This is a genomic window from Serratia sp. H402Y (assembly GCF_051172415.1).
GTDB lineage: Bacteria > Pseudomonadota > Gammaproteobacteria > Enterobacterales > Enterobacteriaceae > Serratia > Serratia ureilytica.
On record NZ_JBPIYZ010000001.1, the window covers coordinates 1,219,102 to 1,245,931 of the forward strand.

A 26,830-nucleotide genomic window follows, 5' to 3' on the forward strand; every position below is an offset into this window, starting at 1 on the left:
AATTTACTCGTTGTGGTGGGTGTCGTGCTGGCGGGCGAAGGTAACCTGCATGCGCGCGCCGCCGAGCGGGCTGTCGCTGATGACGATTTCGCCGTCGTATTGCTCGATGATCTCCGCCGCCACCGACAGGCCAAGGCCCTGGCCGGGACGCAGAGTATCCACCCGCTGGCCGCGCTGGAAGATCAGCTGGCGCTTGCTTTCCGGGATGCCCGGGCCGTCGTCGTCGATGACGAGGATGAGGTTTTTATCGGAATGCAGCGAGGTGATTTCCACGAACTCGAGGCAGTATTTGCAGGCGTTTTCCAACACGTTGCCCATCACTTCCATAAAGTCGTTCTTCTCGCCCATAAAGGTCACTTCCGGCGAGATGTCCAGCGTGATCACCACCCCTTTGCGCTGGTAAACCTTGTTCAGCGCCACCACCAGGCTGTCGAGCAGCGCCGGCACCGAGTGGATCTCGCGCGTCAGCACCGTCTGGCCGGAGTTGATGCTGGCCCGATGCAGGTAGTAACCGATCTGCTGAGAGATGCGCCCGATCTGATCCAGCATGATCGGCTCGGCTTCTTCGATGGTGGTCTGCTTGCCGCTGCGCAGCGAGCGCAGGGTGCTTTGCAGCACCGCCAGCGGCGTTTTCAGGCTGTGGGTCAGATCCGACAGGGTGGTGCGGTATTTGGTGTAGCGCTGGCGTTCGTTGCGCACCAGAATGTTCAAATTGCGCACCAGGCCGCGCAGTTCGCTGGGGGGGTTCTCATCCAGCTGATCGCGTTCGCCGTTCTCCAGCTCGCCCACCTGATTGACCAGCGCCTTGATCGGCCGCAGGCTCCAGTAAGCCGCCAGCCACAGCAGCGGCACCACCAGCAGCAGGTTGGCCAGCAGCACGTAGCTGAACCACTCCCACACCACGTCTGAGCGCTGCAGCTCCTGCGGAATGCTGTCGACCACCACGATGGTCAACGCCGGCAGCCGCGCCGTGGCGGCATAGGTATTGACCGCCACCGAGTGCGTCAGCGCGTTCTGATCGGTATCGTCATAATTCTTCAGCTGATCCTGCGCTTTGGGGTTGTCCCCCAGCACTTCGCTACTGATGCGGGTATCGGTGTCAATTTCGTAGAAGCCGGACTCCTCCAGCCATTCCTTGTTGATCAGCTTCTCCAGCTCCGGCACCTTGCGCTGGCTCCACAGCAGGTTGCCTTTATCGTCGTAGATAAACACCAGCGTGGGAAAATTGAGATCGATATCGGGAGGAATGGCGATGGTGAGCTTGTTGTCTTTCCACTGCGCCAGGCTGAAGAACAGGTTGCTTTCGCCGCGCAGCAGGCGGAAGGCGGTCTTGTCGAAGCTGACGATGTAGCCGACGACCGCCACCAAACCGTAAGAAAGCGACAGCGCCAGGATCACCCCGGCGGTCGCCATCAGGAAGCGGGCGCGCAGCGAAAACGGTTTTTTATTCTTGTTGAACATCATGTTCACTTCGCGTCAAAACGATAGCCCTGGCCACGTACCGTGGTGATCACTTCATGCGGGTATTCCGCCTGCACCTTCTTGCGCAAGCGGCCCATCAGCACGTCGATGGTGTGGCTTTCGCGCAGTTCGGCGTCCGGGTAAAGCTGCAGCATCAACGAATCCTTGCTCACCACCTTGCCGGCGTTGCGGATCAGGGTCTCGATGATGGTGTATTCAAAGGCGGTCAACTTGATCTGTTGATCGTTGACGCTCAGTTCGCGGCGCGACAGATCGATCTGGAACGGCGGCAGCACGATCACCTGCGATGCCAGGCCGCTGTTGCGGCGCATCAGCGCCTGCATGCGGGCGATCACTTCTTCCAGGTGGAACGGCTTGGTGACATAGTCGTCGGCGCCGGCTTCCAGCACCGCCACTTTGTCCTGCCAGCTTTCGCGGGCGGTCAGCACCAGGATCGGCAGCTTGGTCTGGTGCGCGCGCCAACGGCGGATCAGGCTCAGGCCGTCTTCGCCCGGCAGGCCGAGATCGACGATGGCGATATCCGGCGCATGCTCCTGCAGGAAATAATCGGCTTCCTTGGCGTCTTCAGCCGCATCGACCTGATGGCCCATCTCGCGCATCTGAACGGAAAGGTGGTGGCGCAGCAAACCATTATCTTCAACAACCAGTACTCGCATGGCGAACTCCTGTGACTGTGCGGGTGAATGTCCTGTCACCCACGCGATAAAAGGGAACACGCTCTGCGGCGTGTCAGGGGATAACGCGGCCACCTGAACCATTTTGGCAAAAAATGCTGAGGTTATGGTAGGTATAACCCGCCCGGCCCGCAAGAGAGCCGAAGCAATGTATTAAAATAAGCGTTATCAATTTGTTCGCCGACATTATCGACAAGCTCTGATAAACGTCGGATAAACAGCGGCGGGGCAACGTTAAACGCAACTTAAACGCGTCGGGCATTGCCGCGAAAGGAAAGTGTGAACCGGAGCGCTTGATAAGCTTTAAAGGTACTAATAAGGTATTATTGAGGTATCGGCATATTTTCTCAGGAGCGATGGATGAAGCAATTAACCCAGGCAGAACGCATAGCGGGCGCATTTTACGGACAGATGCTGGGCGACGCGCTCGGCATGCCTTCCGAGCTGTGGCCGCGCGAGCGGGTTAAGCGCCACTTCGGCTGGATAGACGGCTTCCTCGATGGGCCGGCGGAGAACTCGGCCGCCTGTTACTTCAAGGCCGGGCAATATACCGACGATACCTCGATGGCGTTGGCGCTGGCCGATGCGCTGCTGGAAGCGGAAGGCGAGGTGGTGCCAGAACTGATCGCCCGCAACGTGATCCGCTGGGTGGACAGTTTTGACGCCTTCAACAAGAACATTCTCGGCCCCAGTTCCAAACTGGCGTTGAGCGAGCAGAAAGCGGGCACGCCGATCGCCGCGTTGGAAAACAACGGCATCACCAACGGCGCGGCGATGCGCATTTCGCCTTTGGGTTGCGTGCTGCCGTCTGCGCCGCTGGAGGGGTTCTGTCAGCAGGTGTGGCTGGCCTCCAGCCCGACGCACAAATCCGACATCGCCGTCGCCGGTGCCGTGGCGATCGCCTGGGCGGTTTCGCGTGCGGTGGAGGGGGCGGACTGGGCCTCGATTCGTCTGGCGTTGCCGGGCGTAGCGGAGTATGCCCAGCGCCGTCAGGTGACGACGTTCAGCCCTTCGCTGGCGGCGCGCATCGAGTTGGCGTTTCAGGTGGTGGATGAGGCGGCCGATCCCGAACAGGCATCCGAGCGGATATATCAACTGATTGGCGCCGGGGTGAGCACCATCGAGTCGGTGCCGGCGGCGTTGGCGATGGTGCAGTTGGCGCAAACCGATCCTACCCGTTGCGCCGTGCTGTGCGCCAACCTGGGGGGCGATACCGACACCATCGGCGCGATGGCCACCGCTGTCTGCGGCGCGCTGCACGGCGCCGAAGCGATGGATCCTGCGCTGCTGGCGCAGTTGCAGCGGGTGAATCCACTGGACGTCGAGGCGTATGCCCAGGCGTTCGTGCGTTTTCGCCGCCGTCGGCAGGGCGAGGCGTAACGGATCAGCTTTCGCTGGTAAATTCGTACATGTCGCTGCGGCAGAAGCTTTCGCTGTATTCGATAGGCTTCTTGCGGTGGTCGAACAGCGTCTGGCGCACGATCAGCAGCGGCATCGGTTCTGATAATTGCAGCGCCCGGCGGATGTCGTCATCGGCCATGGCCGCGCTGACCTGGCTGCGCAGCGATCCCATCTCCACGTTACTTCGGCGGAAGTAGTCATAGAGCGAGATGCCAATCTCGTCGACGTTGGCAATCGCCGCCGCCACCACGTAGGACACCGCCACCGACATCGGCTGCCGATCGAGAAAGTGGATACGTTTGAGTTGATAGATCGGCGTTCCGGTCGCCAGCTGGAGCTTTTCCGCCAGTTCGGCGCTGGCCGGTACCCGTTCACGGCTGAGCCATTGCGTGTCCGGCCGGCGCCCTTGTTGCATCACCTCGCGCGAGAACCCTTTGACGTCCGCTAATGAATAGCGCAGCTTCGGCGCGGGCCGTTGCGCCTGGATGAAAGTGCCGTAACCGCGTGAACGGCCGATGATGCCGTCTTGCTCGAGACAGGCCAGCGCTTTGCGCACCGTGATGCGCGAGATGCCGAGCCGTTCGGTAAACAGACGCTCGCTGGGCAGGAAATCCCCCGCGTTCAGCAATCCTTGCTCGATGGCCTGGCGCACCGAGGCGTTAAAGCGCAGATACAGCGGCATCGCGCCCGCGCTGGCCAGATCCTGCAGCAGTTTTTCCAGCAGACGCTGGTTGGTCTCCTTGCTCATAGCCGACGGAAATCCTGTAGCCTCAATGCAATGGCTTATTTAAGGGGATTTCGCCGGGCAGCGCAACTGCCGCCGCCGAGGGGATGAAATAAGGTAGAGTAGTGTGCAATCGCCCCGAGTTTGGAGAAACAGACAGCCCATGAGTGACCACCCATCCTGCGCGGACGACGCGGCAATCCTGGCGGCCTTCACCCAGCAGCGTCAGCAGGGGCTGACCCGACGTTCGGCGCTGCATCAGGCCCTGTTGCGGCTCATCACCGCCGGGGAACTGCCGTGGCGGGCGAAGCTGCCGCCAAGCCGCGCATTGGCGCCCCGGCTGGGAGTGGCGCGCGATACGGTGGAGCAGACCTACGCGCGGCTGGAGGCGGAGGGATACATCAGCCGGGCGGTGGGGCGAGGCAGCTATGTTCGCTATCGCTGCGATACGTTGCTCGGCCGTGAACTGCTGGCGACGCAGGCGGGCCAGGAGGCGCGGCTGGCGGAACGCGAGCTAAGCGATCGCGGCCGAGCGTTGCTGGCGGTCAGCCATACGCCGCACACCAGCCGTCAGGCGTCGCTGACGCCCTCGCTGGCTGATCTGCGGGCGTTTCCCATCGATTCGTGGCTGCAGTGGGAAAAGCAGGCGCTGCGGCGGCACGGCGAGCGGCTGTTGGGGTATGCCGATCCGCAGGGCTTGCCGGAGCTGCGTGCGGAGATCGCGCACTATTTGCAGCGGGAGCGGGGCGTCAAGGCGACGGCGGAGCAGGTGATCGTGGTCACCAGCTCTCAGCAGGCGCTGGCGCTGTGCACGCAGGTGCTGTTCGATCCCGGCGATGCGGTATTCGTCGAAGAGCCGGGTTACCAGGGGGCGAAAAAACTGGTGCAGTCGGCGGGGCTGCAGGCGCGGCCGATCGGCATCGATGAGCAAGGGCTGGACGTCGGGCAACTGATGCAGGCTTCGGGCGGCGGGCGGGGCGTTTACATCACGCCGTCCCATCATTACCCGCTGGGATACTCGCTGAGCCTCGAGCGGCGCCTGGCGCTGTTGCAGTGGGCCCAGCGCCAGCGGGCCTGGATCATCGAAGACGATTACGACGCCGAGTTCAACTACGATCGACAAACCAAGGCGGCGCTACAGGGGCTGGACAGCGGCGGGCGCACGCTGTATATCGGCACCTTCAGCAAGACGCTGTTTCCGGGGCTGCGCATCGGTTTCATGATCGCGCCGCCGCAGCTGGTGCGGCCATTGGTCGCCGCCAGGCAGTTTCAGGACGGCTACACGTCAGCACTGGCGCAGATGACGCTGTTCCACTGCCTGCACGAGGGCGGCTACGCCGAGCATCTGCGCAATATGCGCACGCTGTACAAGGCGAGGCTGGACGTCCTGTACGACGCGGTACATCGCCATCTCGCGCCCTGGACGCGCCCGGCCTTGCCGCAGGGTGGCCTGCAGCTGGTTTGCCCGCTGGCGGATGCGGCGACGGAGCGGCGGCTGGTGACGGCGGCAGCCGAGCGGGGACTACGATTGTACGGCCTGGCGGATTTCTACACCGGCGCGCCGCAGCGCGGGGCGCTGGTGCTCGGTTTCTCGGCCTATGCGCCGGACGAGATCGTGCGCTTTATCGCCACGCTGGCGCAGGTGTTCAACGCGCTGCCGCGGGAAAACGGCGGTTAAAATTGGTCTGCTCGGCGTTTTGAATTGGTCCGTATTACACCGTCGCTGCGCGGTGTATCCTGCCGCTATTCGGTTATTTCCCTAATGGAAATAATATCTTAACCCCGTGAGGCGCTATGAACCCATCAAATCGTGAAGTGACTATCCGCAGAATCAATGGCGACGACAGAGCGCAATGGCTGGCGTTGTGGCAGGGCTATCTCGACTTCTACCGCGCCGACGTGGCGCCGCAGGTGACCGATCGCACCTTCGAACGGTTGGGGCAGGATGAACAGGTGTACGGGCTGGTGGCGGAGGATGCCAACGGCCGGCTGCTGGGGCTGATGAACCTGGTATTCCATCCGTCCACCTGGAGCGCGGTGGGCTATTGTTATATCGAAGATCTCTTTGTGTCGCCGCAGGCGCGCGGCCATAAAGTGTCGGAAAAACTGTTCGAACAGGCGTATCGGCTGGCGGAGGCGCGCGGCAGCGATCGGGTCTATTGGATGACTCAGGAGTACAACGCGCCGGCGCGTTCGCTGTACGACAAAATCGGCAGAAGAAGTTCGTTTATCGTTTATACCCGTTAACCGCAGGAGGCGCGTATGGCAATGAATCGTTATGGTCAGCCGATTGGCGAACCGATGCCGGATTGGCAGCCGGCTCGCCGCCCGGGCGGCGCAACGCTCGGCGGGCGTTTCTGTTCACTGGCGCCGCTCGAGCCGCAGCGGGATTACGCCGCGCTGTACGATGCTTTCCAGCTGGCGCCGGACGGCCGCGACTGGACCTATCTGTCTATCGAACGGCCCGATACGCCGGCGGCGATGCTGCAGCATCTGGAGACGCTGCAGGCCAACCCGGGGCTGGTCAATCTGACGGTGTTCGACGCCGCCAGCGACGCGCCGGTGGGGACGGTGGCGCTGATGCGCATCGACGAGGCCAATGGCGTGCTGGAGATCGGCCACGTCAGCTGGTCGCCGTTGATGAAACAGCGCTCCAGCGCCACCGAAGCCATCGCGCTGCTGCTGCGCTACGCCTTTGATACGCTGGGCTACCGCCGCTGCGAATGGAAGTGCGACAGCCACAACGCGCCGTCGCGCCAGGCCGCGCTGCGCTTTGGTTTCCGTTACGAGGGCAACTTCCGCTTTGCGGTGATCGTCAAGGGGCGCAGCCGGGATACCGACTGGTTCGCCATCACCGCCGACCGTTGGCCGATGGTGCGGCAGGGACTGGCGCGTTGGCTGAGTGCCGAGAACTTCGATGCGCAGGGGCGGCAGATAGCCCGGCTGCAGGTGTTGCGCGGCGAATAATAAGCAACAAGGCGGCCCGCGGGCCGCCTTGTCGTTGTGGGTCTAACGCGCTTACTTCAGCTCGTCGACCAGGGTGGTGGCGCGGCCGATGTAGTTGGCCGGGGTCATCGCCTTCAGACGGGTTTTCTCTTCTTCCGGCAGCGCCAGACCGTCGATGAACGCCTGCATGCCGGCGGCGTCCACGCGCTTGCCGCGGGTCAGCTCTTTCAGCTTCTCGTAAGGCTTCTCGATGCCGTAACGGCGCATCACGGTCTGGATCGGTTCGGCCAGCACTTCCCAGTTGTGATCCAGTTCGTCCAGCAGGTGCGCCTGGTTCACTTCCAGCTTGCTGATGCCCTTCAGGGTGGCCTGATAGGCGATCAGCGCATAGCCCAGGCCCACGCCCAGGTTACGCAGCACGGTGGAGTCGGTCAGGTCGCGCTGCCAGCGGGACACCGGCAGTTTGCCCGCCAGGTGGCCCAGCACGGCGTTGGCCAGGCCCAGGTTGCCTTCGGAGTTTTCGAAGTCGATCGGGTTGACCTTGTGCGGCATGGTGGAGGAGCCGATTTCCCCGGCGATGGTCTTCTGCTTGAAGTGGTTCAGGGCGATGTAGCCCCAGATGTCGCGGTCGAAGTCGATCAGAATGGTGTTGAAACGCGCTACGCAGTCGAACAGCTCGGCGATGTAGTCATGCGGTTCGATCTGGGTGGTGTACGGGTTCCAGGTGATGCCGAGCGAGGTCACGAACGCTTCGCTGAACTGATGCCAGTCCACTTCCGGGTAGGCGACGATGTGGGCGTTGTAGTTGCCGACCGCGCCGTTGATTTTACCCATGATCTCCACGCGCTCCAGCTGGCGGTACTGGCGCTCCATGCGGTAAGCCACGTTGGCGAACTCTTTGCCGACGGTCGACGGCGTAGCCGGCTGGCCGTGGGTGCGCGACAGCAGCGGGATATCGCGGTATTCCAGCGCCAGCCCTTTCAGCGCATCGATGATTTTACGCCAGTAAGGCAGCACCACGTCCTGACGAGCGCTTTGCAGCATCAGCGCGTGCGACAGGTTGTTGATGTCTTCGGAGGTGCAGGCGAAGTGGATGAACTCGGACACCGCGTGCAGCGCAGGCACCGCCGCCACTTTTTCCTTCAGGAAATACTCGACCGCTTTCACGTCGTGGTTGGTGGTGCGCTCGATGGTTTTGATGCGCTGAGCGTCTTCTTCGTTGAATTCAGCGACGATTTTGTCGAGGAAAGCGTTTGCGTCGGCGTCAAAAGCGGGAACTTCCTTGATTTCTGCGCAGGCGGCCAGTTTTTGCAGCCAACGTACTTCAACCTGTACGCGGAATTTCAGCAGACCGTATTCGCTGAAAATGGGGCGTAGTGCGCTGACTTTATCACCGTAGCGTCCATCAACGGGGGAAACGGCGGTCAGTGAGGATAATTCCATCGGTAGCAACTCCTGGGATCGATTAACAATGAGCAACGATATTTTGCGCCTGCTTGAACAGACGATTACGGGAAAACATTAACTGCAGGCGGCTGCCGCCGACCTGTTGCCACAGCACGGCGGCGCGAATGCCGGCCAGCAGCGTGGCGCGAACTTTGGCCTGCACCTGCGGGTTCTGCAAGATCGCCGGTGAGCCGGTCACCTGGATGCGCGGCCCGAGCGGGCTGACCACGTCGACATAAATGCCGGCCAGCGCGCTGATGATGGTGTCCGACTCAAGATCGAAGTGCGCCAGCTGGCGTTCGAGCTGGCCGAGGCGTTCGCCGAGCGTGTTCATCGCCTGTTTGTTGGCGTTGAGCTTGCGCTCCAGCACCATCAGGCTGATGGTGTAGCGGGTCAGTTCCGCGCCCGGCCCTTTGTTGTTGGCGTTAAGCACGCCCATCAGGGTTTCGAGGCCGACCATCAAATTGCGCTCCTCGCCGCCGAACACCGCCAGCGTAGAGGGTGGGTCCATCTGCAGCAGGCTTTTCAGCGAGGTGTGAAACGCTTCGCGGTCGCATTGCCCTTCATGGGCCAATTGCTGAACCAAACGCGCCGACTGGCTGATACCCGCCATGGCCAGCGTGATGTCATAATAATTCTTCGCCACGATGACTCCTGTAAACGCGGTGAACGGTACATGGCTTACTGTATAAGGTTGTGTGTATCGCAGGGGCAACGGCGGCGGCCGCGAACGGTAACGCTCGGGCGTGGCTGTAACAACGATGACAACGAATGCCGCGGATCATGCCACAAAATCGAGGGTAAACCCAGCGTCTAATACGCCTGTGGCGAGGCGGATGCGCCGTGCGGCGCAGAACTGCGCAAATAGACGGCGAAAATCGCCGGTGGCGCGGCACGAACTTATTGTTGCGGCGGCAAATAAAGTGCGGCGGCTGCATCTATACTGCCAACGTGACCCCTCAAATAAAGACCTTTATATGCACGTAAAAAACAAGCAGCCGCTGCCGGCGGTGACGCTGGCGGCCATCGGCGTGGTGTACGGCGATATCGGCACCAGCCCGCTGTATACCCTGCGCGAATGCCTGACGGCGGAGGAGGGCATCACCCTGACGCCGGCCTCGATTTACGGCTTTTTGTCGCTGATTTTCTGGCTGCTGACGCTGGTGGTGTCCATTAAATACATTTGTTTTGTGATGCGCGCCGACAACGACGGCGAGGGAGGCATTCTGACGCTGATGTCGCTGGCGATCCGCAAGCTGGATGCGCGCTGGGTGCCGGCGGCGGTGCTGATCGGGCTGGTGGGCGGCAGCTTCTTTTACGGCGACGGGGTGATCACCCCGGCCATTTCGGTGCTCTCGGCCATCGAGGGGCTGCAGATTATCGCCCCCGAGCTGGACAGCTTTATCGTGCCGCTGTCGCTGCTGGTGCTGACCGCGTTGTTCGCGATCCAAAAACGCGGCACCGGCAGCGTCGGCAAACTGTTTGCCCCGGCGATGGTTATCTGGTTCCTGACGCTGGCGCTGCTGGGTATCGGCGGCATTCTGCATCACCCCGGCGTGCTGCGGGCGCTGAACCCTTACTGGGCGGTGAATTTCTTCCTCGAATACAAGGCGGTGTCATTCTTTGCGCTGGGCATGGTGGTGCTGTCGGTCACCGGCGCCGAAGCGTTGTACGCCGATATGGGCCACTTCGGTAAAAAGCCGATCCGTCTGGCGTGGTTTACGCTGGTGGCGCCGGCGCTGGTGTTGAACTACTTCGGCCAGGGGGCGCTGCTGCTGGCCAATCCGGCGGCGATCAACAACCCGTTCTTCCTGCTGGCGCCGACCTGGGCGCTGATCCCGCTGCTGGTGATCGCCACGCTGGCGACGGTGATCGCCTCGCAGGCGGTGATCTCCGGCGTGTTCTCGCTGACGCGGCAAGCGGTGCGGCTGGGCTACCTGCCGCCGATGCGCATCATCTATACCTCCGATCAGGAGTCCGGGCAGATCTACATTCCGGTGGTGAACTGGCTGCTGTTCGCGGCGGTGCTGATCGTGATTATCAGTTTCAAACACTCCAGCAACCTGGCGTCGGCTTACGGCATCGTGGTGACTGGCACCATGCTGCTGTCGTCGATTTTGCTGAGCATCGTGGCGGTAAAAAACTGGGGCTGGCCGCGCGCGCTGGGCGGGTTGATGCTGCTGGTCATGCTGTGCATCGACGTGCCGCTGTTCGGCGCCAACCTGATCAAGCTGGCGACCGGCGGCTGGCTGCCGGTGGCGCTTGGGCTGACGATTCTGCTGATCATGCTGACCTGGAAGACCGAGCGTTCGCGCCTGATCCGCCGGTTGCGCGACAACCAGGAGGGGCTGAGCGCGCTGATCGAATCGCTGGAGAAGGCGCCGCCGAAGCGGGTGCCGGGCACCGCGGTGTTTATGGAGCGCACGCCGCATGCGGTGCCGCTGGTGCTGTTGCATAACCTGAAGCACAACAAGGTGCTGCACGAGCGCGTGGTGCTGCTGACCATCGTCACCACCGACATGCCGTACGTGCACAATGTGCAGCGGGTGGCGATCGAACAGCTGTCGGCGAGCTTTTGGCGGGTGGTGGCGAGCTACGGCTGGCGCGAGACGCCCAACGTGACGGATATCCTTTATCGCTGCGGGCTGGAAGGGATGAGCTTCACCATGAACGAGACCTCGTTCTTCATGTCGCGCGATACGCTGGTGCTGGGCAAGCGGCCCTGGTATCTGCGCGTGCGCGGCAAGGTGTTCCAGCTATTGCAGCGCAACGCGCTGCGGGCGCCGGATCTGTTCGAAATCCCGCCGAATCGGGTGATCGAGCTGGGGGCGCAGGTGGAATTCTGAATAAAAAAAACGCTGCGGTAAACGCAGCGTTTTTCTTGGGCGGCAGGCGAACTACGCCAGGCGCTGTTCGATGATGCCGCCGCCGAGGCAGATTTCGCCCTGGTAGAACACCGCCGACTGGCCGGGGGTGACGGCAGAGACCGGCTCGTCGAAACGCACTTCGATGCGTTCGTCGTCGAGCGGGGTCACGGTGCAAGGGATGTCCTGCTGGCGATAGCGGGTCTTCACCGTACAGCGGAACGGGCCGGTCAGCGGCAGGCGATCAACCCAGTGCAGCTGCTGCGCGATAAGGCCGACTGACATCAGGCGCGGGTGATCGTGCCCTTGCGCGACCACCAGCACGTTATTGGCCACGTCTTTATCCACCACGTACCACGGATCTTCGCTGCTGTCTTTCAGGCCGCCGATGCCTAACCCTTTGCGCTGGCCCAGGGTGTGATACATCAGGCCCTGGTGTTCACCGACGGTCTGGCCGTCGACGCTAACGATCGGGCCCGGCTGCGCCGGCAGGTAGCGGCCGAGGAAGTCGCGGAATTTGCGCTCGCCGATAAAGCAGATGCCGGTGGAGTCTTTCTTCTTGGCGGTGACCAGCTCCAGTTGCTCGGCGATGCGGCGCACCTCCGGCTTCTCCAGTTCCCCAACCGGGAACAGGCTTTGCGCCACCTGCTCGTGGCTCAGGGTATAGAGGAAGTAGCTCTGATCTTTGTTGCCGTCGACGCCGCACAGCAGGCGGCTTTTGCCGTCCACGTCCTGGCGGCGCACGTAATGGCCGGTGGCGATGAAATCGGCCCCCAGGTCTTCGGCGGCGAACTCCAGGAAGGCTTTGAATTTGATTTCTTTATTGCACAGGATGTCCGGGTTCGGCGTGCGGCCGGCCTTGTACTCTTCCAGGAATAGCTCAAACACGTTGTCCCAGTATTCCGCCGCAAAGTTCACCGTGTGCAGTTCGATGCCCAGCTTGTCGCAGACCGCTTGTGCGTCGGCCAGATCGGTCGCGGCGGAGCAGTACTCTTCGTCGTCGTCTTCTTCCCAGTTTTTCATGAACAGCCCAGCGACCTGATAGCCCTGTTGCTGTAACAGATAGGCGGTAACGGAAGAGTCGACGCCGCCGGACATACCGACGATTACTTTTTTCTGGCTGTTGTCTGACATGGGGATCTCACGAACTTGAACACGAACCGTGCTGATAAAAACAAGCGCAGGATTTTACCACGTTGCCCGCGCCGGCGCACTGTTCATCTTGTGCTGCACGGTGCCCTTAAAACGGCCAGGCGAAGCTGCCGACCAGCGACAGCGGGTAGCGCTCCGGCTGCTGGTAGCTGCGAATGCTCTCGGCCACCAGCGCGGAACGCAGGTTGGGCGCCTGCAAAATCTCGTCGGCGCTCAACCACAGGCAGCGATCGATGTCGCTGTCGTGCGGCTCGGTCGGCAGCGGCTGTTCCAGCTCGATGACGAAGCAAAACCGCAGGAACGGCGTGCGATCCGGCGCAATCCATTGGTGCAGACGTAAAAACGCCTGCGGCGTGGCGCGGATGCCGGTCTCTTCCCACAGCTCGCGCTCGGCGGCCTGCACCAGCGTCTCGTCGGCCTCCAGGTGGCCGGCCGGCTGGTTCCACAGCGCTTTGCCGTTGATGGTCTCTTCGACGACCAAAAATTTGCCGGCGGCGTGCACTACGCAGGCCACGGTGACGTGCGGTTTGAACATGCGGTCTCCTTACAGCGGTTTGTCGATGCGCCGATAGATATCGTCCAGCTCGGCGATGCGGGTGCGGTAGCTTTTGAGCAGACAGGCGGTGTCGCCGCCGCACCGCTGGCGTTTTGCCAGCCAGGCCTGCTGGCTGTCCTGCATCGCGCCGCGCGCGCCCATGGCGAACAGGCCGCGCAGCAATTGGTATTGGGTGGCCATTTGCACATCCAAATCGTTCAGCGTGCGGTTGGCGCAGATGGCTTGCTCATCGCGGCTTGCCGCCTTGGCGCAGTCGAAGCTGGCGGCCTGGGCGGCGAACGGGGCCGCCAGAGCGGTGAGCAGCAGCGCGATCGGCGTGGATTTCATGGCGCCTCCATCAGTTATCGGTCTACAGAGAATCGATGCTTTTCCATTCACCAGGCTGCAGTGAGCCCAGCGAAAGATTACCCATACTGTAGCGAATCAGGCGCAGGGTAGGGAACCCGATATGCGCCGTCATGCGACGCACCTGGCGGTTTCGCCCTTCGAACAGGGTGATTTTCAGCCAACTGGTGGGGATGGATTTACGCTCGCGGATCGGCGGATTGCGCGGCCATAGCCACTGCGGCTCGGCTACCAGCTCCACCCCGGCGGGCAGCGTGGGGCCGTCTTTCAGCGTGACGCCGGAGCGCAATGGCGCCAGATCGCTTTCCTGCGGCGCGCCCTCGACCTGCACATAGTAGATTTTGCCGGTGCGCTTGCCCGGCTGGGTGAGCTGCGCCTGCAGCTGGCCGTCGTTGGTCAGCACCAGCAGCCCTTCGCTGTCGCGATCCAGGCGCCCGGCGGCGTAAACGTCGGGGAAGGGGATGTACTCTTTCAGCGTGGCGCGGCCGGCTTCGTCGGTGAACTGCGGCAGCACGTCGAAGGGCTTGTTGAATAACACAATTCGGCGCGGCCCCTTCGGCGCGGCGGGTTTGGCGGCATTCGGCTTGCTGAATCGTTTAACGTTGTGATTTCTAACAGAGAATTTTTTCATAACAGTTGAGATTACGGATGATAAGCGCATTATAACCGAATCCGTTTCGGATTGGCGCGGACCGAATATTCAAGTAGTATCTACACGCATCTTACAAAGCATTAACAAAATTGCGCTTGAAGGAGAGGTTGATGGAAAGCAAAGTAGTTGTTCCGGCAGAAGGTAAAAAAATCACGGTTGACGCCCAGGGTAAACTGGTTGTTCCTCATAACCCGATCATCCCGTTCATCGAAGGCGACGGCATCGGCGTTGACGTGACTCCTGCCATGATCCACGTGGTTGATGCGGCCGTTAAAAAGGCTTACCACGGCGAACGTAAAATCTCCTGGATGGAAATCTACACCGGCGAAAAATCTACCCACGTTTACGGTAAAGACGTGTGGCTGCCGGACGAAACTCTGGACCTGATCCGCGACTACCGCGTCGCCATCAAAGGCCCCCTGACCACCCCGGTCGGCGGCGGCATCCGTTCTCTGAACGTGGCCCTGCGCCAGCAGCTGGACCTGTATGTGTGCCTGCGCCCGGTGCGTTACTACCAGGGCACCCCAAGCCCGGTGAAACAGCCTGAGCTGACCGACATGGTGATCTTCCGCGAAAACGCCGAAGACATCTACGCCGGCATCGAGTGGAAAGCCGGCTCCGCCGAAGCGGACAAAGTGATCAAATTCCTGCGCGACGAAATGGGCGTTAAGAAAATCCGCTTCCCGGAGCAGTGCGGTATCGGCGTGAAGCCATGCTCTGAAGAAGGGACCAAGCGTCTGGTGCGCGCGGCGATCGAATATGCCATCACCAACGACCGCGACTCCGTGACCCTGGTTCACAAAGGCAACATCATGAAGTTCACCGAAGGTGCCTTCAAGGATTGGGGCTATGAGCTGGCGCGCGAAGAGTTCGGCGGTGAGCTGATCGACGGCGGCCCATGGCTGAAGATCCAGAACCCGAACACCGGCAAAGAGATCGTGGTTAAAGACGTGATCGCCGACGCCTTCCTGCAGCAAATCCTGCTGCGCCCGGCGGAATACGACGTGATCGCCTGTATGAACCTGAACGGCGACTACATCTCCGACGCCCTGGCGGCCCAGGTAGGCGGTATCGGCATCGCGCCGGGCGCCAACATCGGCTCTGACTGCGCGCTGTTCGAAGCGACTCACGGCACCGCGCCGAAGTACGCCGGCCAGGACAAAGTGAACCCAGGCTCCATCATCCTGTCCGCAGAGATGATGCTGCGCCACATGGGGTGGTTCGAAGCGGCTGATCTGATCGTTAAGGGCATGGAAGGCGCCATCGCCGCCAAGACTGTGACCTATGACTTCGAACGCCTGATGGAAGGCGCTAAACTGCTGAAATGTTCAGAGTTTGGCGACGCTATCGTTAAACACATGTAAGTGTGTTTGCGTTTGAATGAGAGCGGGAGCCTTAGGGCTCCCGTTTTTTTATTGTTCAAATGAGCAAGCGATTTTAAGCGTTAGCCGATTCACGCACGACCAGCACCGGGCAATTGGCGTGGCGCACTACCGCGGTGGCATTCGAGCCGAGAAGGTAAGTCATTGCAGAAGGGCGGTTGGAACCCATCACAATAATCTCCGCGTTAAGCGCATCGGCGAGTTCCAGGATCTGATCTTTGGGATCGCCGACGGCGACATGCGTGGTCACTCGATCCTCGGGTACGCTGAATTGTTTTGCCGCTTTCGCCAGCCCCTCGGTCGCTATCGCAATGGTTTCATCTTTGGTTTCCACCGCCGCCGTGGCGGCAAAGCCGAAGGCCGCGTAGGTGGCGCGCGACGGGATCACCGCCAGGAAATGGACGTGGGAGTCTTCGAGCCTGGCGAGCGCGTTGACATGCGGGATGACCTGCTGTGTTAATTCCGGCTCGGTAATATCCACGGGAACCAAAATAGTTTTGTACATACTCCCTCCTTATCGTTTTAAAAAACTCCACTTATCGGATTATAGCCGTTCGACGCCGGGAAAGGGGAGATCCGTATGGCAAACCTGGCAGCGTTGTCTGCTGAAATGTCAGGCGTTTATCGACGTTATCGTTAAACGCCAATGGGCGCGCTTACTGTTTGAATAGAAAGGGAGCCATCGGCTCCCTTTGTTTTAGCAGGCTCAGATTATCGGAACCTTAATGAGGGATTTCCGACACCTCTTTGACTTCCGTCTTGTTGATTTGCTGTTTGACGCCATTGGCGTCGGTATACCCGATCAACCCGGCAGAAGTCTCTTTCGGTTTGCCGTCACTGATGATCGTTCGGCCATCGTGGGTATGAATAGCGTAGCTGGTGCGTGTGCAGCCTGACAGTGCGGCGATGGCAACCAGGGCGATCGCGGGAAGAACAAGCGCTTTTTTCATTTGAAGCTCCTTTTAGTTATTCAACTCACTCATGTTTGCAATCTGGTCTCGATTGATCTGTTCCGTTTTGCCCGTTTCAGCATTTCGATAGGAGACCAATCCGGTATCTTTATCGATCTGGGGCTTGCCGTCGGTAACAATGGTTTTGCCGTCCGTCGTTTTGATCGCCTGATTGGAAGCGCAGCCCACCAGGGACATCAATGCTGTTGCCGCCAGCAGCGCGGCAAAGGGGCGTTTGCTTTTCATACCTACCATCCTGGTTACTTAAACAAATTTAATATCAGGAAAGTAAGTATAGGCAGATTTTCCAGATTGCCAGGGTTGAAAGTGCTTCTAATGGGATAAAAAATTAAGAATAACTTAATTTATTGATGGAGTGATTGCTCGTTCGGATAACAAGGTTATCGATAGGTCAGGGTTTTCAGGTATACGCCCCGCCTGAGGCGCTATGGCTTCATGTCATCATCGGCCCACGATTCTCCGCATGCCGATGCTTGATACTCGCAATGTCTCTGGCGGTTTGGCGTTAATTCTGTATAAGTATGCGCCGGGGATCTTGTCGAATACCACGTTGATTTCGGCTGATAGTCATCCATAAGGACAGGGTAATGAAAATCACGCATTCAGGCTATAAAACCGGCGCCGCCACATTACTGGCGGGAATGTTCGCACTGGCGTTAACCGGGTGTGCCAAGAACACCGCTCCCAGCCAAACCGATCCGGCAAATAAAGAGGTTGGCGATATTTTCGCCAGCCTTGGCAACCCAAAGGCGCCGGGAAAAGAGGAATTACATTACCTGTCTCAGGTGCAAGCGGAGATCCAACGCCATTTTAAAGACGCCGAAACCTACTCAGGCAGAAGTTGTACATTAAGCATCAAGCTGGCGCCGGATGCCTGCTGATCAGCATTCGGGCTGTTCAAGGGGATCCGGAACTTTGCCAGGCCGCGATAAAGGCAATCGTCAATGCACGTTTGCCTAAACCGCCAACGGCCGCGGTTTACGAAGCGGTCAAAAGCAGCGTATTGGAATTTCGTCCGCAATGAAAATAAACGGCACTGCGATGCCAGACAATTAAACCAAAGTCACAGGCCGTATTTTCATGCGGCCTGTGAGTATTGGGTTGTGCAATATTTCGTATAGCGCTTCCTCATGCTAAAGCCCGTTTTTTCGGCATTATTTCACGGCATGTGGCGCCACTCTCTACCGATACATCATCGCGCTCACGCGCTCGCTTCGGTCTTTAAAACCGTTGCTGCGCATCGTTACCACATAGTAGCGATAGTGGTGTTTCTGTGCGTATTCGCGCACCAGATCTTCGGCGAACAGGCCGCTGAAGGTGACGGTGGTGACGAACGTCAGCCCTTTCACTTCGTAGGTGCCGATCTCTTGCGGGGTGCCGATATACGGCGGCGGGAACACGGTTTTGTGGAACTGGCAGCCGGCCAGCAGCAGGGTAAACAGCAGGGCGGCGGAGATTTGCGGTATTCTCATCGGAAAATGCTTTCCTTCCTTGGCGTGTGTTTTGGTAACTCTATAATAGGATTACAAAATTCGACCGGGATGTAAAAACTATCCCGCCGCGGTTGCCGTTTCGTTGATGCGGTATCGCCGTTATCCATCAGCATGAGGATTAAAACATGTTTGTTCGCCAGGCCACCGACAGCGATGCCGCAGCCCTGATCGCCCTCGACAGCGTCGCCGAACACGAACCGCAGCGCGCGGCGCAGATCCGCGCCTGGTGCGGGCAGGGCGTCTGTTATCTTGCCGAGGAGCAGGGCATGGCGATGGGATACGGTGTGCTGCACTATCACTTCTTCGGCTGCGGCTTTGTGGAGATGCTGATGGTCGGCGAGCGCTATCGCCGCCGGGGCGTCGGGCAGGCGCTGATTGCGGCGCTTAAGTTGCACTGCCGGCACCCGAAGCTGTTCACCTCCACCAATCGCTCCAACCTGCCGATGCAGCGGCTGCTGCTGAACGCCGGGTTTGTCGCCAGCGGCCAAATTGACAATCTCGATGACGGCGATCCGGAGCAGGTCTTTTTCATCCCGCTGCGCTAATACAGCCGGACATCCACCGCCTGCTGTTGCAGCCAGGTGCTGACGTAGCCATAAGCGGCATAGAAGGCCAGCAGCGCGAAGATCAGCACGGAAAGCGAGGCCAAAAATTTGACGTCGCCCTGCTTCGAAAGCTGGTAAGCGCAAGAGATAAAGGCCAGCAGGCACAGCAGGGTGAAGGCGATGGCCAGCGTGGCGTAGAGAATAAGCATAACGAAACCCGTTCTTCCTTGTGAGCGCGGCAAGGATACCACAGACAAAAAAGGGGCCCAAACGGGCCCCGGTGCGATACGGCGCGAGAGGTTTACTCCGCCGCGTCGGGATGATTCTTGCCTTCTTCGATGAATTCTTCGTCGATCTCTTCGATGTTTTCCTTGCTGTCACGGCCGGACAGGATGTTCCAGCAGGCGATGAACAGCGCGGCGATCAATGGCCCGATGACGAAGCCGTTAATGCCGTAAATCTCCATGCCACCCAGGGTGGAGATCAGGATCAGGTAGTCCGGCATTTTGGTGTCTTTGCCTACCAGCAGCGGGCGCAGAATGTTGTCCACCAGGCCGATTACGACCACGAAGAACACCACCAGGAAGATGCCTTTCCACAGCATGCCGGTGGCGAAGAAGTAGATCACCGCCGGCACCCAGATGATGGCGGAGCCCACGGCGGGGATGATCGACAAGAACGCCATCAGCGCGCCCCACAGCAAGCTGCCGTCGATGCCGGTAAAGTAAAACGCCAGACCGCCGAGCGCGCCTTGCACCACGGCGACCACCACCGTGCCCTTGACGGTGGCGCGGGAGACGGCGGCGAACTTGACGAACAGGTGGTGCTTCACGTGCTGTGAGAGCGGTAGCGCTTCGAGCGCCAGGTTCACCAGGTACGGGCCGTCTTTCAGCAGGAAGAACAGCAGGTAGAGCATCACGCCGAAGCCGACGACGAAATTGAAGGTGCCTTTGCCGATCAGGAACACGCTGCCCGCCAGGTATTGCCCGCCCTTGAGCGCCACCTCGGAAAGTTGTTTTTGGATCTCGGCGGCGCTGTTGAGGTTATGTTCCGCCAGGAAGCGCTGCGCCCAGCCGGGCAGATGACGCATGAAGTCCGCCAGCATGGTCGGCAATTGGCTGTTGTTGGTCTGCAGCTTGGTGTAAATCATGTTGAATTCCATCGCCAGCGATGAGGCGATGATCGCTAACGGCGTGAACACGATCAGGCAGATCAGCGCCACCGTCAGCAGCGACACCACGCCGTTGCGTTCGCCGACGTACTGCTTCAACTTCTTTTTCACCGGATGGAAAATCACCGCCAGAATAACCGCCCACAGCACCGAGGAGTAATAAGGCCCCAGCACGTCGAGAAAGGCGGCGGTAACGATGAACAGGATCAGAATAAAGAATCCCTTGGAAATGCCTTTAGACATCATAGTCGTCCCTCAAAAGATGAATTTTCAGCATAGATGAACTGAATGAAAACAACACTATCATTACCTTTGCTTATCCGGTAGGGGATTTTTAACGGCGTATTCCATAGGGTTACTAAGGGGAAAGGAGGGTACCGCGCGAGGCTCAGGCAGCGACGCAAGGAAAGAAAGAACGCTAAATAGTTAACAAAATTTATTGATTGTGTTTCATTTTGTGTGTTGCGCTTGCCCCCTGCGTCAGGCTTTCCTAGTGTTGATGAGGGCGGCCGTTCGCCCGATACCACGCAGGAGTATGCAAATGACAGAACACAAACGACTTGCCGTTATCGAAAAGGCATTGCTGATCGCTTTCGCCGGTCTGCTGATTTATCTTGTTGCGACCGGCGCCTTGTCATTGTCGGGCCTGGATCATCACTGGCCTTATCCTTCACGATAAGCACGCACCCGCACCAGGGAATATTCAGCACCGCTAATAATAAATAGAACCTCCTTTCTCATTATTGCGCCATTACGCCGCATTGCGCGGCCCGCGGCGAAAAATCAGCGCCAATCCCGCCCCTGACACCGCCGCCGCCAGCACCAACCACGCCGGCGCCGCCCAACCGGCCGCGGCCACGATGGCGCTCAGCGCGACCGGGCCGATCACCTGGCCGAGGTAGTTCCCCTGCATCACCAACCCCAGACTCAGCGGCAGCAGCGTGGGCTCTGGCGTCGCCGCCGGCGTGGCGGCCAGAATGGTGGCGGGCAGCATGCCGGCGATGGCGCAGAACAGGAAGCACAGTGGGATCAGCAGGCCATTGGGCGTCATCGGCAGGAAAATGCCGATGCCGAAGATGCCGATGACCAGGCTGGTGGCCGCGAGCAGGCTACCGGCCCGCAGACCGCGCGACAGCAAGAACCCGGCGGCGAGGTTGCCGATGATGTTCGCCGCCACCGCCGCTGCGCTGATGCCGCCGGCGGCCGCCAGCGTCAGACCGATGCGCTGCATCAGAAAGATCGGTAAAAAGGTCATCACCGAGAAAAACTGCAGGTTGTAAGCGGTGAACATCAGCGCCAGCAACAGCGGCTGGCGCACCCGCAGCATCGCGCCCAGCGCTTGCCGCAGCGGCAACGGCGGAGCGTGCGCGTCGGCGGCGCGGCGCGGCGTGGTCAGCGGCAGCAGTAGCGCGGCCAGCAGCGTCAGCGCCGCACCGGCCTGCCAGTTCTGTTGCCAGCCCGCCAGGTGAGGGCCGAAAAACAGCGAAATGGCGATGCCCGCCGGCATGAAGGTGCTCCAGATGCCGAACACCAGGCTGCGCTGCGCCGGGGCGACGATGCGGTTCAGCACCGCCGGCGAGGCGACCACCACGATGACGAAGCCGAGGCCTTCGACAAAGCGGCTGACGATCAAGCCGCTGAAATCGTGCAGCGTGGCGCCGGTAAAGCTGGCGGCGCTGACGATCAGCAATCCCAGCGCCAGCAGGCGCCGATCGCCCCAGCGGCGCACCAGCAGCCCGGCGGCGATGCCGCCGAACACCCCGACGAAAGGAAACGCCGAGATGACCCAGCTTAGCGTCTCCAGTGAACGGCCAAACTCGGCCTGCAGCGCCGGCAAGGCAATGGTGGCCTTGCCCACGTGCAGCGCCGCGGCGATGCCGGCGAACAGCACATTGATGACGGCTAGCCAGGGCGTGGCGGCGGGGGAAACGCGGTCAATGGCGTCCGGTTTAATCGCAGTCATAACACTCTCCAGTGGCGGTAACGCCCTCACTATGCGTCTGCGCTACGACAGAAGTCGTTCAAATGCTGCGCTGTCACGCGGGGAAATTATTCATTTCGAGCTTTATTTTGCGCGCCTCGTTGTTTGGTTCGCCAGCGTGCCGCCCTGCGTGGACGCGGGTGCCCGTTCAGCGGTTTACTGTTCCGGCACGCAGCGAGCGTGCCCGATCAATTTTATTTATAAGGAGCAGTGTATGTCAGAGATGATGAATGAAAACGGAGCGCCGGTGATGGAGTGGAGCTACGGCGGCCGGGGTGACGATATCAGCAGCAGCCTGACCTTCGACACGGTAGAGGAACAGCCGCATGGCTTCCTGATGACGGTCGATCGGCCGGTTCAGATCTTCAAAGAGGCGCTGTCGCCGCTGATGGCCTTTGTCACGCTGCTGCGTCCGCTGTATGCGAAGACGGGCGAGGGATTCCAGTTCGTGCCGGTCTCCAACCCCTGGACCGACGTGCAGCGCCTGCCGCCAAGCGCCGGTTATCTGGGCGTGCAGGTCAACGCCGGTCTGTTCTTCCACGGGGCCAAACCGACGCACTATAAAGATCGCGACGGCCAGATGAAACCGATCGACGGCGGCACTGTCCTGCAGAACATCACCGTGCTGCATCAGGTGGCGCAGCCGCAGGGCCCGGGCGAAGGCGGGATCTGAGGCTGAAACGTTATCACGGGGCCGGACGCGGCCCTTATCTCGCCTTGAAAACCGCCCTTGGCTTGGGTAAAAAGGGTTGTCTATTCAAGGAGAAGAGTATGTACAGCGACAACGAGAAAAAATTCTACATCATCCTCAACCGCAACCACGAACCGGCCACGCTGTTTAACGCCTCCTGCCATCTGACGGCGGGCATCACCGATCTTATCGAGCAGCGCGAGTTTCACCACTACCCGAGCAGCCTCGACGGCGTCAGCGCCAATATGAGCCACTACCCGATCGTCATCCTGCAGGCCAAGAACAGCAGCCAGCTCAGCAACCTGATCCTCAAATGCAAGGAGGAGGGCGTGCTGTCCAACTTCTTCACCACCACCATGCTGTCGCATTCCGCCGAGCAGCAGATCGCCGACACCGCCAATACCCCCTACGAGCAGTTGGACTTCGTGGCGGTAGCGCTCTACGGCGACACTGAACAGCTTAAGCCGCTCACCAAGAAGTTCTCCGTCTACCGTTAATCGCGAACGGCATCACATCAGGGGTGGCAACGGCTATGATATTTTTCCATCAAATCGTTGATGGAGATGAACATGAGCGGCAAGAAAACCACCATGGCGGCCATCGCCAGAGAGGCGCGGGTCGGCATCGCCACCGTCGATCGGGTGATCAACCAACGCGCGTCGGTGCGGCACGCCACCCAGCGCCGGGTGATTGAGGCGGCGAAAAAGTTGGGGTTCGCGTTGGAGAAATCCCACTGCCTGTCGGCGGTGCTGGGCAGGCCGGAGCGCCGCCTGAGAATGGGGTTCATCCTGCTGCGACGCGAACACTCTTTCTATGCGCAACTGGCTGATGAACTGATGGCGCAAGCGGCGCCGTATCATGAGCCGGGTCAGCCGCCGCAGTTCATCTTCCACTCTCTCAATGCCATCGGCGACACCGCAGCCGCCATTAGCCAATTGAGCCGCCAGGTGGAAGCGATCGGCGTGCTGGCGCTGGATCACCCCCTGATCCACTATGCCGTAGAAGAAGCCGCCCAGGCGGGCATCAACGTTTTCGCGCTGCTGTCGGATTTATCGGTGCCCAGCCGCGCCGGCTACATCGGTCTGGATAATCAAAAAGCGGGCCGCACCGCCGGCTGGGCGGTGGATCGTCTGTGCCGGCGTCAGGGCGACGTCGGCGTGATCATCGGCGACAACCGTTTTACTTGCCAGGAAGCCTGCGAGATCGGTTTTCGCTCCTACCTGCGTGAGCAGATGAGCGGCCAGCGTGTGCTGGAACCGGTGCGCAGCCTCGAGGACGCGGAAACGGCGCGCCGGGTCACGCGTGAACTGCTGGCGAACCACCCGGAACTGGCGGCGCTTTACGCGCCGAGCGGCGGTGTGGAGGGCATTATTCAGGCGTTGCGAGAGAGCGGCCGGCAGCGCGACATCACGCTGGTGTGCCACGGCCCGGTGCAGGGCGGTGAAATGGCGCTGCTCGACGGCACGGTGGATCTGCTGCTGTGCCACCGCATTCCCGAATTGGCCGCCACGATCGTCCAGACGTTACTCGCCGCCGATGAACAACCGGGATTACGCCACATCATTAATCGCTTCGATGTGATCACCAAAGAAAACCTCTGACGGCCGCTGAGTGGTGGTTGCCGAGGTCAGGGCGCAGCCAGGCGCTGCCTGGATTTGATTAAAAACTATCAAATAATTTATCAAAAATAGCGCGATCTCTATCAAAAAATAAAATTTTCATTATTGATGATTTTGGAATTTTTGTTTGATACTGCCGGCATTCCCCGCAAAAAAGGAGCCGTCGCCATGACTTTGCCTATCGCCAATGCGCCCTGCAGTTGGGGCGTGGATGATCCGAACAACCCCCATTTGCCGCCCTATGCCACGGTTCTGCAAGAAGCGTCGGCGGCCGGCTACCGCAGCATCGAGCTGGGGCCGTGGGGCTATCTGCCGACGCAGAGCGAGGCGCTGTGTGCCGCGCTGGAGCAGCATCGCCTGTCGCTGGTGGCCGGCACGATTTTTGACGATCTGGTCAGCGAGGCGAACATTGAGCGCCTGCTGGCCCTGACTCATCGGATATGCCGCAACCTCTCGCGGGCGCCCAGGGCGGAGCCGACCGAGGGCGATCGCGCCGCGCCGCCGTTCTTGGTGATTATCGATTTCGGCAATCCACAACGCGCCAGGTTCGCCGGGCGTTCAGATTTAGCGCCGCGTTTGTCGCAGCGGGAGTGGCAGAGGATGATCGGGCACATTACGCGCATCAGCGAACTGGCCTGGCGGGAATACGGTGTGCGGCCGGTGGTGCATCCGCACGCCGGTGGCTGCATCGAGTTTGCCGACGAAATCGACCGGTTGGCGGCGGACATTCCGCATCACACCGCCGGATTGTGCCTGGATACCGGCCATCTGTATTACGCCGGGCTGGACCCGGCTGCCTGGTTGAGCAAGCACTTTGAACGTCTCGATTATCTGCACTTCAAAGACGTCGATCCGCAGGTGTTCCGCGAGGTGCTGGCGCGCGGCGTCGATTTTTTCACCGCCTGCGCCGAGGGCGTCATGTGCCCGTTGGGCAGCGGGGCGATCGATTATCCGCAGCTGCGCGCGCTGTTGGCCGAGCGCGGATACCGGGGCTGGATCACTATCGAGCAGGAACGCGATCCGCGCAATGTGCAGGGCAGCCTGCAGGACGTCACCGCCAGCTTGCGCTACTTGCGCGGCCTCGGCTTTTAATCAGGAGAAACACGATGATCAACGGCAGCAAACCTTTGGCGAGATCGCTGCGCTGGGGCATGGTCGGCGGCGGCGGCACCAGCCAGATCGGTTACATCCATCGTTCGGCGGCCTTGCGCGACGGTGCGTTTACTCTGTTGGCCGGCGCGTTCGACATTGACGCCGAACGCGGGCGTGATTTTGGCCGGAGTCTGGGCGTGGCGGCGGAGCGCTGTTATGCGGATTATGCCGAAATGTTCCGCGCCGAAGCCGCGCGGGCGGACGGCATCGAAGCGGTCTCGATCGCCACGCCGAACAACACCCATTACGCCATTTGCCGGGCGGCGCTGGAGGCGGGATTGCACGTGGTATGCGAAAAGCCGCTGTGTTTCCGCGTCGAAGAGGCGCAGGCGTTGGCGGCGCTGTGCGAGCGGCAGCGCAAAGTCATCGGCGTGACCTACGGCTATGCCGGGCACCAGATGATTTTGCAGGCGCGGCAGATGATTGCCGATGGCCGGCTGGGGGAAATTCGGCTGGTGAATATGCAGTTCGCCCACGGCTTTCACGCCGCGCCGGTGGAGCAGGATAATCCCAGCACTCGCTGGCGGGTCGATCCGCGCTTTGTCGGCCCCAGCTATGTGCTGGGCGATCTGGCGACCCACACGCTGTTCCTGGCGGAAACCATGGCGCCGCAGCTGAAGATCCGGCGGCTGCTCTGCAGTCGACAAAGCTTTGTGCCGTCGCGCGCGCCGTTGGAGGACAACGCCTATGTGCTGATGGAGTATCACAACGGCGCCATCGGCTCCGTGTGGGCTTCGGCGGTCAACTGCGGTTCGATGCACGGCCAAAAGGTGCGCATTGTCGGTGAAAAGGCCAGCCTGGAGTGGTGGGATGAACAACCCAATCAGCTGCGCTTCGAAGTGCAGGGCGAGCCGGTGCGGATCCTGGAGCGCGGCATGCCGTATCTCGCCGCGTCGGCGCTGGCGGACGATCGCATCGGCGGCGGCCATGCGGAGGGGCTGTTTGAAGCCTGGTCGAATCTTTACCGCCGCTTCGCGCTGGCGATGGACGCCACCGATCGGCGCGACGCAGCCTTCCTGGCCGACTTCTGGTACCCGGACGTGCAGGCCGGCGCGCTGGGCGTGAAGTGGGTGGCGCGCTGCGTGCAATCCGCCGAAACCGACGCCGGCTGGGTCGCCTTCGACTGAGCGCGCGATTCGCTCAGACGCTGGCCCCGTCGTAGCTGTGGATCTGTAACGCATCCAGCGCGACGTCAGGCACGCAGCGCAGGTTAACGGCGCACATCGCGGCGCCGTCCGGCGCGGTGCCGTAGGCGAAGGGCTGGGCTCCGCAGACTCGGCAGAACTGATGGCGGATCCGGTGCTGATTGAAGGTATAGGCGCTGAGTTGATCTTCACCGCTGCGCAGCGTGAAGGCCGCGAGGGGAAAGAACGACAGTAACAGCCCCTTGCGGCGGCAAATCGAACAGTTGCAGCTGAGGGCTTCGGTCGGCAGTTCGGCGTCTACGGAGAAGGTGACGGCGCCGCAGTGGCAGCTTCCCTGGAATGACATGGCGGTGATCCTGTGGCAGGAGGGCGGGTTTGCCCAGTATAGTGCAATTTATCGCCATTCGGCCGCGCCGGGCGCGGTTTCCTTAATAAATG

30 protein-coding genes and 1 pseudogene are annotated in these 26,830 nt (G+C 60.6%); 14 read left to right on the plus strand and 17 right to left on the minus strand.

Features of this window, described 5'->3' with window-relative positions; genetic code table 11:
- Window positions 1–3: 3 nt before the first annotated feature.
- The gene (gene phoQ, locus ACSBQS_RS06200; RefSeq protein WP_033644257.1) at window positions 4–1,461 is read right to left on the minus strand and encodes a two-component system sensor histidine kinase PhoQ; all 1,458 of its coding nucleotides are present in this window, start codon (window positions 1,459–1,461) and stop codon (window positions 4–6) included.
- Between the two features lie 5 nt (window positions 1,462–1,466).
- The gene (phoP, locus tag ACSBQS_RS06205; RefSeq protein ID WP_004941169.1) at window positions 1,467–2,138 is read right to left on the minus strand and encodes a two-component system response regulator PhoP; all 672 of its coding nucleotides are present in this window, start codon (window positions 2,136–2,138) and stop codon (window positions 1,467–1,469) included.
- Window positions 2,139–2,516: 378 nt separating this feature from the next.
- On the opposite strand from phoP, the gene ACSBQS_RS06210 reads away from it, so the two are divergent.
- Window positions 2,517–3,536 (plus strand): ADP-ribosylglycohydrolase family protein, encoded by a 1,020-nt coding sequence (locus ACSBQS_RS06210; RefSeq protein WP_046686902.1) that lies wholly within the window; start codon window positions 2,517–2,519, stop codon window positions 3,534–3,536.
- Window positions 3,537–3,540: 4 nt separating this feature from the next.
- Here ACSBQS_RS06210 and ACSBQS_RS06215 read toward each other — a convergent pair whose 3' ends face one another.
- The gene (locus ACSBQS_RS06215) at window positions 3,541–4,305 is read right to left on the minus strand and encodes a GntR family transcriptional regulator (protein ID WP_047026255.1); all 765 of its coding nucleotides are present in this window, start codon (window positions 4,303–4,305) and stop codon (window positions 3,541–3,543) included.
- 139 nt (window positions 4,306–4,444) lie between these two features.
- Here ACSBQS_RS06215 and ACSBQS_RS06220 point away from each other — a divergent pair, with 139 nt between their 5' ends.
- The 3 genes from ACSBQS_RS06220 (at window position 4,445) to ACSBQS_RS06230 (ending at window position 7,248) form a co-directional block, all read left to right on the plus strand.
- Window positions 4,445–5,959: a PLP-dependent aminotransferase family protein gene (locus ACSBQS_RS06220; RefSeq protein WP_434989984.1), complete on the plus strand. Its 1,515-nt coding sequence runs from the start codon at window positions 4,445–4,447 to the stop codon at window positions 5,957–5,959.
- 116 nt (window positions 5,960–6,075) lie between these two features.
- The gene (locus ACSBQS_RS06225; RefSeq protein ID WP_342164909.1) at window positions 6,076–6,528 is read left to right on the plus strand and encodes a GNAT family N-acetyltransferase; all 453 of its coding nucleotides are present in this window, start codon (window positions 6,076–6,078) and stop codon (window positions 6,526–6,528) included.
- A 15-nt stretch (window positions 6,529–6,543) separates the two neighbouring features.
- Window positions 6,544–7,248 carry a GNAT family N-acetyltransferase gene (locus tag ACSBQS_RS06230; RefSeq protein ID WP_164106068.1) on the plus strand — a complete coding sequence of 235 codons (705 nt, stop codon included), beginning with the start codon at window positions 6,544–6,546 and terminating at the stop codon, window positions 7,246–7,248.
- 51 nt (window positions 7,249–7,299) lie between these two features.
- Here ACSBQS_RS06230 and purB read toward each other — a convergent pair whose 3' ends face one another.
- Window positions 7,300–8,670: an adenylosuccinate lyase gene (gene purB / locus ACSBQS_RS06235; protein ID WP_033652066.1), complete on the minus strand. Its 1,371-nt coding sequence runs from the start codon at window positions 8,668–8,670 to the stop codon at window positions 7,300–7,302.
- A gap of 22 nt (window positions 8,671–8,692) precedes the next feature.
- Window positions 8,693–9,319, minus strand: a complete 627-nt coding sequence (hflD, locus tag ACSBQS_RS06240; protein WP_033642780.1) for a high frequency lysogenization protein HflD — start codon at window positions 9,317–9,319, stop codon at window positions 8,693–8,695.
- A gap of 331 nt (window positions 9,320–9,650) precedes the next feature.
- On the opposite strand from hflD, the gene kup reads away from it, so the two are divergent.
- Window positions 9,651–11,519, plus strand: coding sequence for a low affinity potassium transporter Kup (kup, locus tag ACSBQS_RS06245; protein WP_016928067.1), 1,869 nt, complete (start codon window positions 9,651–9,653; stop codon window positions 11,517–11,519).
- A gap of 51 nt (window positions 11,520–11,570) precedes the next feature.
- Here the strand turns inward: kup and mnmA are convergent, their stop codons facing one another.
- The 4 genes from mnmA to rluE all read right to left on the minus strand — a co-directional run bounded on the left by mnmA (window position 11,571) and on the right by rluE (window position 14,221).
- Window positions 11,571–12,671 carry a tRNA 2-thiouridine(34) synthase MnmA gene (gene mnmA, locus ACSBQS_RS06250; RefSeq protein ID WP_434989986.1) on the minus strand — a complete coding sequence of 367 codons (1,101 nt, stop codon included), beginning with the start codon at window positions 12,669–12,671 and terminating at the stop codon, window positions 11,571–11,573.
- A gap of 106 nt (window positions 12,672–12,777) precedes the next feature.
- On the minus strand, window positions 12,778–13,224 hold the full coding sequence (locus tag ACSBQS_RS06255) for an NUDIX hydrolase (protein WP_025302526.1): 447 nt from the start codon (window positions 13,222–13,224) through the stop codon (window positions 12,778–12,780).
- A gap of 9 nt (window positions 13,225–13,233) precedes the next feature.
- The gene (locus ACSBQS_RS06260; protein WP_047026251.1) at window positions 13,234–13,572 is read right to left on the minus strand and encodes a lysozyme inhibitor LprI family protein; all 339 of its coding nucleotides are present in this window, start codon (window positions 13,570–13,572) and stop codon (window positions 13,234–13,236) included.
- Between the two features lie 22 nt (window positions 13,573–13,594).
- Window positions 13,595–14,221, minus strand: coding sequence for a 23S rRNA pseudouridine(2457) synthase RluE (gene rluE / locus ACSBQS_RS06265; protein WP_043141474.1), 627 nt, complete (start codon window positions 14,219–14,221; stop codon window positions 13,595–13,597).
- Window positions 14,222–14,352: 131 nt separating this feature from the next.
- Between rluE and icd the strand changes: the two genes are divergently transcribed.
- On the plus strand, window positions 14,353–15,606 hold the full coding sequence (icd, locus tag ACSBQS_RS06270) for an NADP-dependent isocitrate dehydrogenase (protein ID WP_434989989.1): 1,254 nt from the start codon (window positions 14,353–14,355) through the stop codon (window positions 15,604–15,606).
- A gap of 73 nt (window positions 15,607–15,679) precedes the next feature.
- Here the strand turns inward: icd and uspF are convergent, their stop codons facing one another.
- The 3 genes from uspF to ACSBQS_RS06285 form a co-directional block, all read right to left on the minus strand.
- A complete protein-coding gene (gene uspF, locus ACSBQS_RS06275; RefSeq protein ID WP_042784284.1) occupies window positions 15,680–16,129 on the minus strand; it encodes a universal stress protein UspF in 450 nt (149 codons plus the stop codon).
- A gap of 217 nt (window positions 16,130–16,346) precedes the next feature.
- Window positions 16,347–16,574 (minus strand): YgdI/YgdR family lipoprotein, encoded by a 228-nt coding sequence (locus ACSBQS_RS06280; protein WP_019454813.1) that lies wholly within the window; start codon window positions 16,572–16,574, stop codon window positions 16,347–16,349.
- 12 nt (window positions 16,575–16,586) lie between these two features.
- Window positions 16,587–16,820 carry a YgdI/YgdR family lipoprotein gene (locus ACSBQS_RS06285; RefSeq protein ID WP_033642785.1) on the minus strand — a complete coding sequence of 78 codons (234 nt, stop codon included), beginning with the start codon at window positions 16,818–16,820 and terminating at the stop codon, window positions 16,587–16,589.
- A gap of 416 nt (window positions 16,821–17,236) precedes the next feature.
- Here ACSBQS_RS06285 and tolA point away from each other — a divergent pair.
- Window positions 17,237–17,619 (plus strand): annotated as a pseudogene (gene tolA / locus ACSBQS_RS06290) (cell envelope integrity protein TolA).
- A gap of 157 nt (window positions 17,620–17,776) precedes the next feature.
- Here tolA and ACSBQS_RS06295 read toward each other — a convergent pair.
- A complete protein-coding gene (locus ACSBQS_RS06295) occupies window positions 17,777–18,067 on the minus strand; it encodes a hypothetical protein (protein WP_033642787.1) in 291 nt (96 codons plus the stop codon).
- Between the two features lie 146 nt (window positions 18,068–18,213).
- Here ACSBQS_RS06295 and ACSBQS_RS06300 point away from each other — a divergent pair, with 146 nt between their 5' ends.
- Entirely contained in the window at window positions 18,214–18,633 is a 420-nt protein-coding gene (locus tag ACSBQS_RS06300; protein WP_434989991.1) for a GNAT family N-acetyltransferase, read from the plus strand.
- Here the strand turns inward: ACSBQS_RS06300 and ACSBQS_RS06305 are convergent.
- Window positions 18,630–18,842: a hypothetical protein gene (locus ACSBQS_RS06305; protein ID WP_033652077.1), complete on the minus strand. Its 213-nt coding sequence runs from the start codon at window positions 18,840–18,842 to the stop codon at window positions 18,630–18,632. The two genes, ACSBQS_RS06300 and ACSBQS_RS06305, sit on opposite strands and share 4 nt — an antisense overlap.
- Window positions 18,843–18,934: 92 nt before the next feature.
- Complete coding sequence (locus ACSBQS_RS06310) at window positions 18,935–20,050, minus strand: AI-2E family transporter (protein WP_033652078.1); 1,116 nt, start codon at window positions 20,048–20,050, stop codon at window positions 18,935–18,937.
- Window positions 20,051–20,345: 295 nt separating this feature from the next.
- On the opposite strand from ACSBQS_RS06310, the gene ACSBQS_RS06315 reads away from it, so the two are divergent.
- Entirely contained in the window at window positions 20,346–20,483 is a 138-nt protein-coding gene (locus tag ACSBQS_RS06315; protein WP_016928056.1) for a hypothetical protein, read from the plus strand.
- A 72-nt stretch (window positions 20,484–20,555) separates the two neighbouring features.
- Here ACSBQS_RS06315 and ACSBQS_RS06320 read toward each other — a convergent pair whose 3' ends face one another.
- Window positions 20,556–21,767 carry an MFS transporter gene (locus ACSBQS_RS06320; RefSeq protein WP_434989994.1) on the minus strand — a complete coding sequence of 404 codons (1,212 nt, stop codon included), beginning with the start codon at window positions 21,765–21,767 and terminating at the stop codon, window positions 20,556–20,558.
- 232 nt (window positions 21,768–21,999) lie between these two features.
- Between ACSBQS_RS06320 and ACSBQS_RS06325 the strand changes: the two genes are divergently transcribed.
- The 5 genes from ACSBQS_RS06325 (at window position 22,000) to ACSBQS_RS06345 (ending at window position 26,374) form a co-directional block, all read left to right on the plus strand.
- The gene (locus ACSBQS_RS06325) at window positions 22,000–22,458 is read left to right on the plus strand and encodes a hypothetical protein (protein ID WP_033652080.1); all 459 of its coding nucleotides are present in this window, start codon (window positions 22,000–22,002) and stop codon (window positions 22,456–22,458) included.
- A 98-nt stretch (window positions 22,459–22,556) separates the two neighbouring features.
- The gene (locus ACSBQS_RS06330; protein WP_004941246.1) at window positions 22,557–22,973 is read left to right on the plus strand and encodes a DUF2000 domain-containing protein; all 417 of its coding nucleotides are present in this window, start codon (window positions 22,557–22,559) and stop codon (window positions 22,971–22,973) included.
- A gap of 72 nt (window positions 22,974–23,045) precedes the next feature.
- Entirely contained in the window at window positions 23,046–24,077 is a 1,032-nt protein-coding gene (locus ACSBQS_RS06335; RefSeq protein WP_197666343.1) for a LacI family DNA-binding transcriptional regulator, read from the plus strand.
- A 186-nt stretch (window positions 24,078–24,263) separates the two neighbouring features.
- Window positions 24,264–25,187: a TIM barrel protein gene (locus tag ACSBQS_RS06340; RefSeq protein WP_043141443.1), complete on the plus strand. Its 924-nt coding sequence runs from the start codon at window positions 24,264–24,266 to the stop codon at window positions 25,185–25,187.
- Window positions 25,188–25,201: 14 nt separating this feature from the next.
- Window positions 25,202–26,374, plus strand: a complete 1,173-nt coding sequence (locus ACSBQS_RS06345; protein ID WP_197666342.1) for a Gfo/Idh/MocA family protein — start codon at window positions 25,202–25,204, stop codon at window positions 26,372–26,374.
- Window positions 26,375–26,387: 13 nt separating this feature from the next.
- On the opposite strand, the gene ACSBQS_RS06350 is transcribed toward ACSBQS_RS06345, so the two are convergent.
- Window positions 26,388–26,738, minus strand: a complete 351-nt coding sequence (locus ACSBQS_RS06350) for a GFA family protein (RefSeq protein WP_094142205.1) — start codon at window positions 26,736–26,738, stop codon at window positions 26,388–26,390.
- Window positions 26,739–26,830 lie beyond the last annotated feature (92 nt).